The 15,433-nt window shown below is 69.0% G+C and carries 13 protein-coding genes; all 13 read right to left on the bottom strand.

Translation table 11 applies throughout. The annotated features are described in order from the left end of the window. Positions 1–18 precede the first annotated feature (18 nt). Positions 19–1,608 (bottom strand): amidophosphoribosyltransferase, encoded by a 1,590-nt coding sequence (gene purF / locus ACFSJG_RS00065; protein ID WP_378483161.1) that lies wholly within the window; start codon positions 1,606–1,608, stop codon positions 19–21. 109 nt (positions 1,609–1,717) lie between these two features. Further along, complete coding sequence (locus tag ACFSJG_RS00060) at positions 1,718–2,104, bottom strand: sterol carrier family protein (protein WP_378483160.1); 387 nt, start codon at positions 2,102–2,104, stop codon at positions 1,718–1,720. Between the two features lie 25 nt (positions 2,105–2,129). Continuing rightward, on the bottom strand, positions 2,130–2,987 hold the full coding sequence (locus tag ACFSJG_RS00055; RefSeq protein ID WP_378483159.1) for an AraC family transcriptional regulator: 858 nt from the start codon (positions 2,985–2,987) through the stop codon (positions 2,130–2,132). Between the two features lie 26 nt (positions 2,988–3,013). Beyond that, on the bottom strand, positions 3,014–3,745 hold the full coding sequence (locus ACFSJG_RS00050) for a CPBP family intramembrane glutamic endopeptidase (protein WP_378483158.1): 732 nt from the start codon (positions 3,743–3,745) through the stop codon (positions 3,014–3,016). After that, entirely contained in the window at positions 3,742–5,472 is a 1,731-nt protein-coding gene (locus tag ACFSJG_RS00045) for an alpha/beta hydrolase (protein WP_378483359.1), read from the bottom strand. Before ACFSJG_RS00045 ends, ACFSJG_RS00050 begins: the two co-directional genes overlap by 4 nt. A gap of 163 nt (positions 5,473–5,635) precedes the next feature. Beyond that, the gene (purL, locus tag ACFSJG_RS00040) at positions 5,636–7,915 is read right to left on the bottom strand and encodes a phosphoribosylformylglycinamidine synthase subunit PurL (protein WP_378483157.1); all 2,280 of its coding nucleotides are present in this window, start codon (positions 7,913–7,915) and stop codon (positions 5,636–5,638) included. Between the two features lie 157 nt (positions 7,916–8,072). Then, positions 8,073–8,519 (bottom strand): SRPBCC family protein, encoded by a 447-nt coding sequence (locus ACFSJG_RS00035; RefSeq protein WP_378483156.1) that lies wholly within the window; start codon positions 8,517–8,519, stop codon positions 8,073–8,075. Between the two features lie 138 nt (positions 8,520–8,657). Further along, on the bottom strand, positions 8,658–9,845 hold the full coding sequence (locus tag ACFSJG_RS00030; protein ID WP_378483155.1) for a PrsW family intramembrane metalloprotease: 1,188 nt from the start codon (positions 9,843–9,845) through the stop codon (positions 8,658–8,660). Next, positions 9,845–10,480, bottom strand: coding sequence for a hypothetical protein (locus ACFSJG_RS00025; RefSeq protein WP_378483154.1), 636 nt, complete (start codon positions 10,478–10,480; stop codon positions 9,845–9,847). Before ACFSJG_RS00025 ends, ACFSJG_RS00030 begins: the two co-directional genes overlap by 1 nt. A gap of 105 nt (positions 10,481–10,585) precedes the next feature. Beyond that, positions 10,586–11,530, bottom strand: a complete 945-nt coding sequence (locus ACFSJG_RS00020; RefSeq protein ID WP_378483153.1) for a CPBP family intramembrane glutamic endopeptidase — start codon at positions 11,528–11,530, stop codon at positions 10,586–10,588. A gap of 118 nt (positions 11,531–11,648) precedes the next feature. Next, positions 11,649–12,917, bottom strand: coding sequence for an MFS transporter (locus tag ACFSJG_RS00015; protein WP_378483152.1), 1,269 nt, complete (start codon positions 12,915–12,917; stop codon positions 11,649–11,651). A gap of 53 nt (positions 12,918–12,970) precedes the next feature. After that, positions 12,971–13,441, bottom strand: a complete 471-nt coding sequence (locus ACFSJG_RS00010) for a hypothetical protein (RefSeq protein ID WP_378483151.1) — start codon at positions 13,439–13,441, stop codon at positions 12,971–12,973. A 118-nt stretch (positions 13,442–13,559) separates the two neighbouring features. Then, positions 13,560–14,981, bottom strand: a complete 1,422-nt coding sequence (locus ACFSJG_RS00005) for a DUF4185 domain-containing protein (protein WP_378483150.1) — start codon at positions 14,979–14,981, stop codon at positions 13,560–13,562. Between the last annotated feature and the right edge of the window lie 452 nt (positions 14,982–15,433).

Genomic DNA, 15,433 nt, shown 5'->3' with positions numbered 1-15,433 from the left:
GGGGCCTCGCGCCACCGATCAGGGTCGACTCAGCGCACTCGCGTTGTCGTTGTCCTGCTTCGGCGCGCCACCTGCGGTGTTCTCGAGCATCCCCTCGAGAACGTTCTTGCCGATCGACGACTCCGACGGGAGCTCGATCGGGTAGTCGCCGTCGAAACAGGCCATGCACAGGCGGGACGCCGGCTGTTCCGTCGCCGCGACCATTCCGTCGATCGAGATGTAGCCGAGCGAGTCCGCGCCGATCGACCGGCGCACCCCGTCGATCATCTCCTCGATGTTGCCGGGCTCGTGGTTGGTGCCCCCGGCGCCGTTCGCGATCAGCTCGGCCGGCGACGCGAAGTCGATGCCGTAGAAGCAGGGCCACTTCACCGGCGGCGACGCGATCCGGACGTGGATCTCCAAGGCGCCCGCCTCGCGGAGCATCCGGATCAGCGCGCGCTGCGTGTTGCCCCGGACGATGGAGTCGTCGACGACGATCAGCCGCTTGCCGCGGATGACGTCACGCAGCGGGTTCAGCTTGAGGCGGATGCCGAGCTGACGGATCGTCTGCGACGGCTGGATGAAGGTCCGGCCGACATAGGCGTTCTTCATCAGGCCCTGCCCGTACGGGATGCCCGAGCCCTGCGCATAGCCCACGGCGGCCGGCGTGCCGGACTCCGGAACCGGGATCACCAGGTCGCCGTCGATCGGGTGTTCCTTCGCGAGGCGACGCCCGATCTCCACGCGTGTGGCGTGGACCGATCGGCCGGCGATCGTGGTGTCAGGGCGGGCGAGGTAGACGTACTCGAAGACGCAGCCCTTCGGCGTGGGGTTCGCGAAGCGGGACGAGCGGACGCCGTCCGCGTCGATCGCGAGCAGCTCGCCGGGCTCGATCTCACGGACGAACGACGCGCCGACGATGTCGAGCGCGGCCGTCTCGGACGCCACCACCCAGCCGCGGTCCAGCCGGCCGAGAACCAGCGGCCGGACACCGTGCGGGTCACGCGCCGCATACAGGGTGTGCTCGTCCATGAAGGTGAGGCAGAACGCGCCGCGCAGTGTGGGCAGCAGTTCCATCGCGGCCTGCTCGATGGTGCTGTCGCCCGCAGCGTGCGCGAGGAGCGCTCCGACGATGTCGGAGTCGGAGGTCGCGCCGCCGGGGCGCTTGCTGTTCATCAGGCCCGCCGCACGCGCCCGCTCGGCGAGCTCGGCGGTGTTGACGAGATTGCCGTTGTGACCGAGGGCGATGCCGGTGCCCGCGGCAGTGGTCCGGAAGATCGGCTGCGCGTTCTCCCAGGTCGTCGACCCGGTCGTCGAGTAGCGGCAGTGCCCGACGGCGACGTGCCCCGGCATCGCGCCGAGGGTCTGCTCGTCGAACACCTGGCTGACCAGGCCGAGGTCCTTGAACACCAGCACCTGGGAGCCGTCGGCGACGGCGATGCCCGCTGCCTCCTGGCCGCGATGCTGCAGCGCGTACAGTCCGTAGTACGTGAGCTTCGCCACATCCTCGCCCGGAGCCCAGACACCGAAGACGCCACATTCCTCGCGGGGCGGCTGCTCGTCCTGATCGGACATGTCTGCGGGTGCGAGAAGATTCGGGCTGTTGACCGACAGATCGGCTGAAGTCACCGGGGTTGCTCCCTTTGGGGGTGGGTGCGGGGGCCACGCTCAGTCTACGGGCATCGTGAGGGTGCTCCTACCACGGGTGCCACCCCGGTCGTGGTCGTCACACCGCAGATCACGTGGGCATCAGCGGCAGCCAGTGACCGATCTCGCCCGCCCGGCTGCCCGACGCCGTCACCGCGCCCGCCGCGACCGCCGCGTCGAACGTGACGCGCCCGGTGACCAGCTGCAGCCAGGTCCGCGCGTCGGTCTCGACGACGTTCGGCGGCGTGCCCCGTGTGTGCCGGGGCCCTTCGATGCACTGCACCGCGACGAACGGCGGCACCCGCACCTCGACCGACGAGCCCGGAGCGACGTCCTCGAGGGTTCGGGCGGTGAGCCGTACCGCGGCCGCGATCTCGGACCGCGCGGGAGCCACGGAATCACCGTCGGTCAGCCACTCCCCCACCGCGGTCACAGCGGCCCGCATCTGGGCGGGGTCGATTCTCTTGCGCGCAGGCACTCCGCCAACCTACCGGCCCGGATCCTCAGGGAGTTCGTGCGATGGGCAGCCACAGCTCGCCGGTCCCGGATTCGCCGCCCGGGTCGGGGTGGACCGTCAGCAACTCCGGTCCCTCGATCCACTCGTACGGGTTCGCCGGGAACCACTCGGTTGCGGCATCGGCCCACAGATGTTGCAGTGCCTCCGGGAACTTCCCGTCCGCCTCGAAGACCACCCACAACCCGGCGGGAACGTCGATCCGGGCGAGATCTCCGCAGTCGGCAGCTGTGGTCGCGACGGCGCGCCAGTACTCGACATCGGCTGCCCCGGAACGCGATTCGGCCAGCCGCACCGTCACCGCCAGCGGGCCTGCCGGTTCACTGTCCGACAGACCCAGCAGCAGAGCACGGGCGTCGCCGTCGATGCTCTTCTCGAACTCGACGATCGCCGGGTTGGGGCCTTCGTGTACGACCGGAACCGTGGTCCGATAACCGACCAGCGCGAATGCCTCCTTGTCGACGATGCGATGACGCATGTCGCTCCTTCCCTCCACCCGCAGGTGGAATCTCAACGGCGGTTGGGAACGAAGGACCGCACCGGGCTTTCGAGCCTGGCCAGGCGTCAGCCCGTGCATCGCCTTGAACGCGCGGGTGAATGCGGCCGCCGAACCGTAGCCGAAGCGGACCGCCACATCGACGACGGCCTCACCGGCTAGGACATCGGCCGTCGCGACGGTGATCCGTCGTCGACGGACATACTCCGACAACGGCATTCCCGCCAGTGTCGAGAACATGCGGCGGAAGTGGTACTCGGACGTCAAGGCGGCCCTTGCGACGTCCACGACGTCGAGGTCGTCGTCCAGTCGCTGCTCGATCAGGTCGATTGCGCGGTTCCATTCCTGCACGTGTCCCTCCGTTCCCGCGTACGACGCTATGCGCCTGCCGGCACGTCGCGGCGGACAATCCGTGCCCGATCGGATTGCTGCCGCTCACGGCCCGCAGCCACCTCGGCGGCGACCGCGCCGCCCGCGTTGACGACCAGGTGGAGCAAGGCCGGCGCGAGGACGCTGCCACTCCGCTCCCGCAGCGCATCGAACAGCAGGGAAGCGCCTGCGGTGAACGCGACCGTTCCCGCTAGCGAGTCGCCCGCGTGCCGGGCGGGGGTGACGTGCCACAGCCCGAACGCGACGGCATCGACCGCCGTCGCCCAGCGCGGCGCGGCCCGGCGGGTCAGCGCGTACAGCACCGAACGGAACGCCAGTTCCTCGGCGAGCACCGTCCCGATGGGAATGTGTACGAACACCCATTCGGTGTGATCGGCGCGGCGCGCTCCGGCCGCCATCCGGGACCGGACCTCGGGCACGGCCAGCATGACCGGGTACGCGAGCGCGGGCAGTGTCGACGCCGCGAGCCCCCACCGGAGTCCGGTCGCCGATCGTCGCCAGCCGAGTTCGTCCGCTCGAACACCCCCGGCGACGGCAAGCGCGCACAACCCGAGCGCGGCGACACCGTTCGCGGCCGCTCTCCCCCGCGCCCCCAGCCCGAGTCTCGGCAGCACCGCGTTGTTCCATGCGACGAGCGCGACCGCGCACCCTGCCGCTACCGCCCGGGTGCCCGTCGCGGTGTGGGTGAACGGACAGTTCACGCCGTCGGACCCGGTCACTTCTCGGGGCCCTGGTCGTTCGCGATGGCGTTCAGTGCGGCGCGGACGCGCTCGGTGTCGGCGACCGTCCAGCCGTCGGGCGCGCCAACTGCGGCAAAGCCGTCGACCACGGTCGTTCCGTAGTTGTGTCCGTGCCCGTCGGGGACCCCCGCAGCGTTCGCGAGGTCGGCGGCGACCTGCCAGAACGTGACGAACGGGAACCAGCGCATCGACGGGAGCCGGTCGTAGCCGGGCGGCTCGGACAGCCAGTCAGGTCGGTTGAAGATCAGGTCCGGACTCCACCACACGACGGGGTCGGACGGGTGCTGGATGTACAGGACTCGTGGGTGCAGCCACGGGCCCTTCTGGGCGGCGAGGGCGGCGGCGTCCTCGGCGAAGCGCACGACGAGGCCGTCGGAGTACTCGGGTTGAACTTCGGGGCTGCCGGGGTCGCGGCGATCTTCCAGCGTGCTCCACAACCGGTTCGAGTTGGGTGGCCCGACCCACAGCACTCCGTCGACCATGTCGCGGATGTCGGCGAGCCCGTCGAAGGCGCCCTCGCCGGCCTGGGTCCCGAGCGATTCGCCGTAGACGAGCAGTTTCGGCCGCGTCGCCTCGGGTTCCTGCAGCCAACGCTCGTGTACACGGTGCACCAGGGCACGACCGGCGTCGGCGGCCTTCTCGCGGTCCGCGAGGAACGAGACCCAGCTCGGCAGGTAGGAGTACTGGCTGGCGACGAGGGCGGTGTCGCCGTTGTACATGAGTTCGATCGCGTTCGCGGCGGTCGGGTTGACCCAGCCGGTCCCGGTGGTGGGGATCACGACGAGCGCCTTGCGCTGGAAGGCGCCGGTGCGTTCGAGTTCGTCGATGACGATGTCGAGGCGGACGTCGGGGTCCTCAGCCGTCTGCAGTCCGGCGTAGACGCGGATCGGTTCCTTCGCCGGTGCGCCGTTGTTGTAGCCGGACAGCTGTTCGGCGTGCAGTCCGCGGTAGACGAAGTCGCGGCCCTCGTAGCCGAGGGTTTCCCACGGTGCGTACGACTCGGGACTGCCGGAGCGTTCGGCGCGCATGGGCCGCACCACCTCGGCGCGGGTTTCGTCGTTCTGCAGGCTGAACGCCGAGTTCATGAAGGAGTAGACGCCGTTGAACAGGACGTCGGTGACGAGGGTGTAGGCGAGGAACGCCACGAGGACGGTTCCGATCGGCGCTGCGGCGGAGCGGGGCACGCGCAGCCACTTGTTCAGGTAGCGGGCGACGAGGAGCACGAGGTCGCGCAGAACCCGCCAGATCGAAATGAGCAGCGCCGCAACAGCGGCGCTCAGCGCGAGGGTCCGCAGGTAGCCCGTCGTGGTCGTGCCCTCGGCACCCATGAGGGCGGCCAGTTCACGTTGCCACCCGGCGGAGTACACGAGCATGATCAGCGCCGCGGCGAACGAGAGCACGGGTACCGCGATCTTCGTGATCTGCTGCAGCCGCACCGGCGGCGGCCACCATCGGAGCTTGGACAGCCAGTAGCGGTGGGTGGCCCAGCCGACGACGCATCCGAATGCGTAGCCGATGGCGGCGGTGATGCCGCCGATCAGCCCCTGGTACAGCCAGTCCCGGGGCAGCAGCGACGGCGTCAGCGACCAGCAGAAGAACAGGGCGCCGAACGCGATGCCGGTGAAGTCGAGGCTGAGCAGGCCCCACGCCCACGCGACGAGCGGGTGCTTCTCGGCGAGCCGTTCCGATGACCACGGGAGGTGCAGGTCGTCCCCCTCGAACCAGAGGACCACCTTGCGGCGCAGACCGGGAACCTCCTTCCCGTTCGGTGCCGGGGAGGCGGCTCCCGAACGAGCCGGAACCCGGGACCCCGAAGCTACTGCCTCGTCCGTCCCGGGTTCCGGTGTCGTGTCGGTGCCCGTCACATGGCTATCCAAACAGTGCGGGCAACGTTCCCTCGGAGGTGGCACGCAGCGTGTCGAGGGTGACGGAGAAGTGTCCCTGGATCTCGACGGAGTCGGAGCCCTCGTCGACGACGCCGATCCGCACCCACGGCAGGTTCCGGGCGGTGCACATGCCGGTGAAACGGGTCTCCTCGGTGCGCGGGACCGCGACGAGGACGCGGCCGGCGGACTCGGAGAACAGCGTCACGAACGGGTCGGCGCCTTCGGGAAGCAGGATGCGGCAACCGGTTTCGCCGGCGAGCGCGGCCTCGACGACCGCCTGTGCGAGGCCACCCTCGGACAGGTCGTGGGCGGCGGAGATCAGTCCGTCGCGGGAACCGGCGAGCAGGATCTCGGCGAGCAGGCGCTCACGCTCCAGGTCGACCTTCGGCGGCACGCCACCGAGGTGGTCGTGCTCGACCTGCGCCCAGATCGAGCCGTCGAACTCGTCGCGGGTGTCGCCGAGCAGGATCAGCGTCTCGCCGGGCTCGAGTCCGAGTCCGGTCGGGATGCGGCGGTGCACGTCGTCGATGACGCCGAGGACCGCGACGACCGGTGTCGGCAGGATCGCCGTGGAGCCGGTCTGGTTGTAGAAGCTGACGTTGCCGCCGGTGACGGGGATGCCGAGCTGCGCGCAGCCGTCGGCGAGTCCGCGGACCGCCTGCTGGAACTGCCACATGACACCCGGGTCCTCGGGCGAACCGAAGTTCAGGCAGTTGGACACGGCCTTCGGGGTGGCACCGGTGACGGCGACGTTCCGGTACGCCTCGGCGAGCGCGAGCTGCGCACCGGTGTACGGGTCGAGCATCGTGTAGCGGCCCGACGCGTCGGTGGCCAGTGCGATGCCGCGGCCCGTCTTCTCGTCGATGCGGACGACGCCGCCGTCGGCGTTCTCGGCGAGGACGGTGTTGCCGCGCACATAGCGGTCGTACTGCTCGGTGATCCACTTGCGGCTGCACAGCGCGGGCGAGGCGATCATCTTGAGCAGCGTCGCCTCGAGCTCGACGTCCGTCTCGGGACGCTTCAGGCCGGCGGTGGTGTTCGCGATCAGCGCGTCCTGGCTGTCGGGGCGCTGGACGGGACGCTCGTAGACGGGGCCCTCGTGGGCGATGGTGCGGGCCGGTGCGTCGACGACGGTCTCGCCGTGCCAGTCGATCACCAGGTGCTCGCCGTCGGTGACCTCGCCGATGACGGTGGCCAGGACGTCCCACTTCTTGCAGACGGCCATGAACGCGTCGACGTTCTCGGGGGTGACGACCGCGCACATGCGCTCCTGCGACTCGCTGGAGAGCACCTCGGCGGCGGTCATGCCGGTGGCGCGCATGGGGACGCGCTCGAGGTTGATGTGCATGCCGCCGTCACCGGCCGCGGCGAGCTCGGAGGTCGCGCAGGACAGTCCGGCACCACCGAGGTCCTGGATGCCGACGACGAGCTTCTCGCGGTACAGGTCGAGACAGCACTCGATGAGCACCTTCTCGGTGAACGGGTCGCCGACCTGCACGGCTGGCAGCTTCTTGGGGCGGCCGCCCGAGCTCTCGTCGAACGTCTCCGAGGCGAGGACGGACACGCCACCGATGCCGTCGAGGCCGGTGCGGGCACCGAACAGGATGATCTTGTTGCCGACGCCGGACGCGAAGGCCAGGTGCAGGTCCTCCACGCGCATCGCGCCCGCGCAGAGCGCATTGACCAGCGGGTTGCCCTGGTAGGAGGCGTCGAAAACGGTCTCGCCGCCGACGTTCGGCAGGCCGAGAGAGTTGCCGTAGCCACCGACACCGCGGACGACGCCGTCGACGACGCGCCGGGTGTCGGGGTGGTCGGCCGCACCGAAGCGGAGCTGGTCCATGACCGCGATCGGGCGGGCGCCCATCGCCATGATGTCGCGGACGATGCCGCCGACGCCGGTCGCGGCGCCCTGGTAGGGCTCGATGTACGACGGGTGGTTGTGGGATTCGACCTTGAAGGTGACCGCCCAGCCGTCACCGATGTCGACGACGCCCGCGTTCTCACCGATGCCTGCGAGCATCGACGAGCGCATCTCGTCGGTGGTGGTCTCGCCGAAGTACTTGAGGTGCACCTTCGACGACTTGTACGAGCAGTGCTCGGACCACATCACCGAGTACATCGCGAGTTCGGCGTCGGTGGGGCGGCGGCCCAGGATCTCGCGGATACGGGCGTACTCGTCGTCCTTGAGGCCCAGCTCCCGGTAGGGCTGGTCCACATCGGGAGTCGCGGCGGCATTGGTGACGGTATCGACCTGCGATGACACGAGGAGTCGGGCCCTTCCCTGGAGGATCGAATTGGGCAGGCGCGTAGGGCACTGCCAGGGCAAAGTCTAGCCGGGCTGCGGCAACGCAGCCGCACTGGTCGCCTCGGGGTGTGCTCGGTCACTCGCGGCCCAGGGAGCGCCGGCTCGACGGGTTCCGTCAGACGCCGTCGTCCGGCAGCGCTTCGACTGCCTCCGTGAGCTGCCGCTCAAGGTCGACACCGATCCTCTCGAAGACGAACTTGATCGCGGGCGAGGCGAGTTTCGCCATCCCCCGCATCTCCACCTCGTTGGTGTAGGTCAGTTCGGAACCCCGCGGATCGGCCCGGACGACGATGGTTTCCGTCGACGTCGCGGTGTCGTTGTGGCCGACGAGGACCACACGATCGGCGGTCCACTCTTCGAGGGTGTAGGTCAGTTCGGTGCTGATCCCGGCGATCCTGGACTCGTTGTGCCACCGCGATCCGACGCGAACCGGTCCCTCGTCGACGCGGGTGCAGCGGACGGTGCCGGGATCCCACTGCGCCGCGTTCGAGAAGTCCGCGAGATAGCGGAGCACCCGCTCGGGCGTGGCGGGCACGACGAACGTTCGGCTCACGGTGGTCATCGCGCTCTCCCTCGGCATCGGCGATCGCGGGGACTGGAGTCGGTGGGATGCCCGGTCGTCACGCCGGTCAAACACGGATCGTTCCGGATCCCGCGATGACCACCCGCTGTGAAATGACCCGGTCAGCCCGGGACCACGTCAGCCTCGCAGGCGCGTGACCTCCTGCCGCGCGAAGAGGACGGTGCCGGTGTCGCGTCCGCCGGCGTCGGCGAGCTGGTCGGCGAGGTCGTGCACGGCTTCGAGGACGTGGTCACGTTGGCGGCGCTCGGCGCGATTCCGTCCACGTTTGCGGTACGAGCGGCGTGCCTTCCGGTCACCGGCCAGAGTGTCGACCTCTTCGGCGGTGACCACTCCGGTGGCTACCTCCGGCGCGAGGACATCGCGCATGAAGGCCCGTTCCCGGGGCACCGCCATCGCGAACACGCGGGTGACAACGACGATCGCGATGGCGATCATGCCGATCCACAGCAGGAACATCAGCGCCGTGTTCCCGCCGGCGATCCCGCCGATGTTGTCCCAGATGCCGTGCAGCAGCATGGCGGTTGCCATCAGTGCGAGACCCAGTCCACGCCGTCGTGGTTCGGCCGGGCGGCCCAGGAAGTACACCAGGCCGGCGCAGAACACCGCACTGTAGAGGATGTGCGCCGCGACACCCATCGTCATCCGCATGACGATGGTGAACATCGCGTTGCCCACCGGATTCGCACCGAACTGCGCGGCGCTGGACGTGAGGGCGTACTGGATGTCTTCCAGGATCTGGAATCCGAGTCCGATGAACGCGCCGAGGACGAAGCCGTCGAACGCGGTGCGCACCAGCCGGGGCGCGATGGCGATGAGCAGCAGGAGGCCGAGGCCCTTCGATATCTCCTCGGTGAAGGGAGCCGTGAGACCTGCACCCCAGTCCGCCGCCCACGCCTGCCCGAACAGCTTGCCCCAGATCTCGAGCATGGGGGTGTTGGCGTTCGCCGCCATCGCCCACGGCGCGGCGAAGGCGCCCCACACGAAGGCGAGCACGATGAGCTTCCACGACTGGTGCGCGTAGCGGTCGATGCGCTGGGTGAACCACCAGAAGAGTGCGCAGTACAGCGCGAAGAGGGCGGTCGCCACGATCAGGGCTTCCCCGTAGGCCGGAGCCTGGCCTCCCACGTATCGGGTGAAGCTGACGGCTCCGATCGCCACGAGCACGACGTACACCCAGAACGCGAGGTTGCGGGGCTGAGCGAAACGGAAGGCCTGACCCCATCCCGAGTTGCGGATCGCCTCGGCTCGGGCGGCGAGCAGTGCGTCGTCTGCACCGCTCGACTCGATACTGTGCGAGGCGGTCATCACTGCTCTCCTCGGTTGTCGGCGGCGATGCTCGTGATCATTCCGGCGACCTCGGTCGCCGCGATGCCCGTCGTCTCGACCGGGCCGGTCACCACGACCTCCACCCCGGTGCCGTCGATGACGAAGGCCGCGATCGCGCCGTCGGCGGACACGCTGCGGTAGCGGGACATCACTCCCTGTTCACCGCTCGTCGTGGTCACCGGCAGTGGATCGCCGACGACGTGTGGGCCGGCCGCGTCGGTCAGGGCATCGGTCGTCTCCCGCACCTGGTCGAGCAGCGAACCCGGGGTTCCGTCCCACTTCGCGGTTCGGACGGAGAAGGCCACCGCACCGTTGTCGACCTCGGCGGTCTTGCCGATTCCGGAGCGCGGTTCGTCCCCGACCACGGTGCCGTCGACGATCGTCCATCCGACGGCAGGCGAGAACGCGACCCCGCCGTCGAGTGCGATCCGATCTCCCAGCCGAGCAGTCTCCCCGTGGGTCATCACCCCGTTGACCGCCGGTGTCACCACCGCGAACAGCACCGCGAAGGCCACCACCACCAACGCGGGTGCGATCGTCGCTCGCTGGAGTCCGAACCATCTGCGCTCGACGGGTACCCACCCGTCGGGAGCGACTGCGTGTGTGCCCGTCACCTGGTGACCCTTTCGTCGTGCCGCGGGCGACCGAACCGGCGGCACCGGCAATTGCTGTTCACAGTTGATCACGCCGGACGCCGCGTGCACCGCCGACGCGGCCGGTCACCGATCGGTGGGTGTCGCGGATCCGGCGTGGCTTTCGTCACGGTGCTCCACGGCACGCCTCGCCTCGACCGTGCGGTGGTAGCGGTATGCGGCGAACACCGCGACGGCCAGGAGAACGGTGGTGAGGATGCTGCCCTCGACGCCGTAGTCCCCTCCGGTCAGGATCGCCGCTCCGGTGGAGTCGGGACCGACGATGAACAGGGTGACCTCACGGAAGCTGGATTCCCCCGGAAGGCCGAAGATGTTGCTCTGCGCCATGTTCCACGCCGTGTGGATGCCGGCGGCGAGCCAGATCGACCCCTGGGCGAGCGACAGGAACGAGAACAGGAGTCCGAAAAGGAAGATGTTGAGCAGGACCAACGGGTGGAAGTCGAGGTGCACCACGGCGAACAGGATCGACGGCGCGATCACCGCAACCCAGCCGTTGGTCAGCTTCAGTCCGTGCCACTGCAGCAGGTAGCCGCGGACGATGATCTCCTCGGTCGAGGACTGCACGATCCACACCGGGATCAGGGACAGGACGATCCAGACGGCCGCGGAACCGGTGGTCGTGTGACCCGCAACCGTGTTGCCGCTGTAGCCGCCGAACAACACCAGCAAACCCAGTGCGAGAGCGAAAAGCACCAACCCACCACCGAATCCGGTGACGAATCGCACGAGCCCGCGGCGGTCACGCAGGCCGACCGAGAGGATCGAGCGGCGCTCGTAGAAGATCACCCACAGGGCCAGCAGGAGCAGCGAGAGTCCGTTGGTGATCACCTCGCCCCATTGGGCGGGGACACTGCCGTCCATCTCGTGCCCGGTGACCGCTTCCGCGATCACCGCGCCGATTCCCTGGCCGCCGATGATCGCGACGAGCGCGACGATCCACACGACGATCAGATTCGGGCGTCGCTGTGCTGTGGCCGCCTGCTGAACGAGCGGCGACGACGAGACGTTCATCGGCGAAACCTCGATCCTCGGAAGACGATCCCGCATTTCATATGCAGGATTCCCACAGGCTAGGGGACGGGGGCGGCCGTCGCAGGCCGCGGAATCGACGCCCTGGACGTCGGGCGCGTCACGCCAGCGTGACGCCCTTCGTCTCGGGCACCTTGCGGGCCGTGAACACGAGCGCGACGGCGGCGAAACCCGTGTACAGGCCGTAAGTGAGCGGCAGGCTCACGTCGGCGAGGGTCGGGAACGTGCGGGTGACCAACCAGTTCGCCAGCCAGTTCACCATAACGGTCAGGGACAGGGCGACCGTGCGGATTCGGGTGTCGAACAGCTCGCCGAGCACCACCCACATGAGCGGACCCCAGCTGACGCCGAACGCCACGACGAACAGGTTGGCGGCGACGAGCGCGACGGTGCCCGCGGGCTGTGGCAGCGTCACGTCGTCACCGGTGCCGGTCGCGGATGCGAAACACACCGCGAGGGTGCCGAGGGTGACGGCCATCCCGGCAGCGCCGCCGATCATCAGCGGCCGCCGCCCGAGCCGGTCCACGAGTCCGATCGCGACGACCGTGGCGGCGATGTTGACCAGTGCCGTGAGAAGGCTGGTGACGAAGGCGTCGTCCTCCGAGAATCCGACGGACTTCCACAGGGTTGTGGAGTAGAAGAAGATGACGTTGATGCCGACGAACTGCTGCAGCGCGGCCACCACGATGCCGACCCAGACGATCGGCTTCAGCCCGAGCAGGGAACCGCGAAGCGCGGCGAAACCGCCGGCGGGTTCGTGCTCCCCCGCCCGTGTCGGCTCGGGCAGCCGCAACGCGACAAGCACCTGAACGACGGCGGCGACCGCAATGACGACGAACATCCAGCGCCACGCGTGACCGCCCCACGGCACGTCCGAGTCCGCGGATCCCGCGGCGGTGCGCAACGCGTAGTCGGCGAGCAGGCCACCGAAGATGCCGAGGACGATGGCCAGCTGCCACAGCGATCCCAGCCTGCCGCGGATCCGTTCCGGTGAGATCTCCGTGATGTATCCGGGAACGACGACGGACAGCAGACCCACACCGAACCCGACGACCAGTCGGCAGGCGGCGAGTGGCAGGACCGCGAAACTCAGTGCGGCGAGCAGCGATCCGACGGCGATCACCACCCCACCGAGGCGCATCGTGCCGGTGCTGCCGAATCGGGCGGCGATGCGGCCCGCGGTGAGGGCACCGGCCGCGCATCCGAGAATCGAGACGGCGACCACGAAGCCGACGAGGGAACTCTCGAGGCCGAAGTCGGGTCTGACGCCGTTGATCGCACCGTTCATCGTCGAGGTGTCGGCGCCGAACAGCAGTCCTCCGACTGCCGCGCCCGCGGCGGACCGGGTCGCCACCCGAGTCGAGTCCATCAGCTCATCTTGCCCCGGGCGCATGGTATTCCGCAGCGCTCCCGACGCGTGACCTATCCGAGTCGGCCCGTCACCTCCTGCTCCCCGACCACCTCCGTCGCGGCGTTCATCTCGGGGAGGTAGACGTCGTCGCAGAGTCCGACCACGTCCCATCCCTCGGCGGCGAGGGTGTCGACGGTATAGGTGGCCTGCTCACCACCCGACACCGGCGCGAGCGTCACAAGGGCGGTGGGGTAGCGGAGCGTGTGCCCGATCAACTCGAGAACCGAGCCACTCCCGCCGTTCCACGCGCCGGCGGGAACGACGTATGCCTGGCAGAACGTGAAGGGCACCCAACCGGCCGGATTGGGGTTGCGGACCGTCACGGTCGACGTGGTCGTCCCCGATGCGTGGTCGACGGTCACCTCCGGTGGCTGCACCACGAACTGCGCGGACGCGACTGCCGGTGTCGTCGCGACACCGATCGTGGCGGTCGCGACGACGAGTGCCGCGGCACCCGAGACTCGAAAGGTTCTGGTCGACAACGGTCCCCCTGTTCACGGCGTCCAGGCGACGCCCCCACGCGGACTCGACGTCCGCCGCCGGAGCGTAAGCCAGGTCGTGGTCCAGGGTTGGCGAATCGGACGACGCCTGCCGAATCCCTTACTCGGGGACCACCTCGCCGCTCGGCAACTCCGTGCCGACTCGCCGCGCCTCGCCGGTGGTCGCCGGGTCGGGACGGTCGGCCTGGTCGGCGGGTGCCATCTTCAGCCCGTTGAGGTCGGTGCGGAAGTAGATGACGTTGTAGCGGTCCCAGGTGGTCCCGACGAATTCGAGGTACCGACCGTTGCTCCACGGATGCATGAACCCGCCGTACAACGAGGGCACCAGGAGTCCGGACAGGATCGTCTGGGTTCCGCTCCACGGGCCTTCGAGGTTGTCGGCCTGCCGGATCACGATGGAGTTCGTGTGGTCGGTGTACATCGCGACGTACTTGCCCAGATAGTCGTTCCACTGCACGGACAGCTCGCTCACCGGCGAGTCGATGACGGTGGCGGCCGCCGCCAGGTCGGGGACCCATGCCGAGCCGTTCCAGTAGGTGTAGGCGGACAGGTTCGCGATCTGCGCCTCGGGGACGCGGGCGAGCAGGGCGCTGCCGCTGCGCCCCGACGGGGTGCCGAACTCGTAGACGTAACCGTCCTTCTTCACGAACGCGCTCTGCTGGAACTTCGCGTTGTTCGCGTCGAACTGTGGGACTCCGGGGATGTCGACGTTGAGCCCCGGGACGTTCGCCCGAGCGGTGAGCGGATCGAGGGCCCAGGTCTCGCCGTTGTCGGTCGAGGAGGCGAGCGCCGAGTAGATCGTGGTCCACTCGCCGGGGGTGTCCCAGGACTGCACGCCCATCACCCGCATGTACTGGACGCCGCCGACCGCGACGCCCGCGGTCGGGATCACCGTGTACTCGTTGGGGAGACCCCAGCCGGGGACGACCTCCTTCGAGAAGTTCGCCGGTCCGGGCGGGTCCGGTAGCAGCGGCGACGAGTCGATCCGTATGCCGTTCGTCAAATCGGTGTCGGAGCTGCGGAACAGGACGTTGGACCGCCAGTCGTCGCCCTCGGCGCCGCAGTCGCCGACGGTGTCACCGAACGCGACCATCGTCTGGTGGACACCGCCCGCGTTCTCGTTGTCCCACATGATGCCGACGTCGGTGCCCGAGACGTTGAACCGTTCGATGGTGTCATTCGGGCTGCCGGGTCCGGTGACCATCTCGATCGCCTTCGTGCGGCCGGTCAGGACCGGCAGCCTGCCGTCGGGGGCTCCGGTGATCCACGGAGGCAGCACCTGGCCGAGCGACCCACTGCTGCTTCCCGTCGACTGTCCGCACGGTCCGCCGGGACCGCCGCCGGAACCGGAGGATCCCGACGAGCCTGCAGAACCCGAGGAGCCCGAGGAGCCCGCCGACTGCGCGGTCGCGGGGGTCGCGACGGTCGCCGCGAGCACGGCGGCGACACCTGCCGCGACGACGGCGCCGCCGACGCGGCGGGCGGCGGAGATTCGGTGCTGGGCGGACGATCGAGTTCGCACGGAGCGGGCCCCTCCTGGTCGGCACGACGGTGGCCTCTGTGTCGGCCACATCGGGACCAGACAACCACGACACCGGTGTGGCTGGTGAGTCGAGTGGGGAAATCGTTACTTCAGGGAACTGTGGTTCCCCGGGTCCAGTCTCGTCGTCCGCGCCGGCCGCACACCATCCGGCGATCGACCGACAGCGCTGGGGCGTGTCTCCCAATCCCTCTCGGATGCTCCTGGCGAATCACTCGTTGTCCGGCAAGACGGAGGAGAAGCAGGTACCGGGGTTGTACCTGCGCCGACGACAACGCAGCAGGGCGGCGAGTGAGCGCCAGGAGCGCCGACAAGGGGATTGGGAGACATGCCCTAGTAGGACTTTGTTAGGTCGGAAAGGTGTGGTGGCAGGTCGGGCAGGTGCCGATCCAGATGGCAAGTGCGCGTTGGATGTCGCGGACGATGCCGTACAG

It is taken from the genome of Rhodococcus gannanensis (assembly GCF_042681175.1).
Lineage (GTDB): Bacteria > Actinomycetota > Actinomycetes > Mycobacteriales > Mycobacteriaceae > Rhodococcus_G > Rhodococcus_G gannanensis.
Note: the sequence above shows the minus strand (reverse complement) of the source record. Positions and strands in the feature narration are given on the sequence as shown.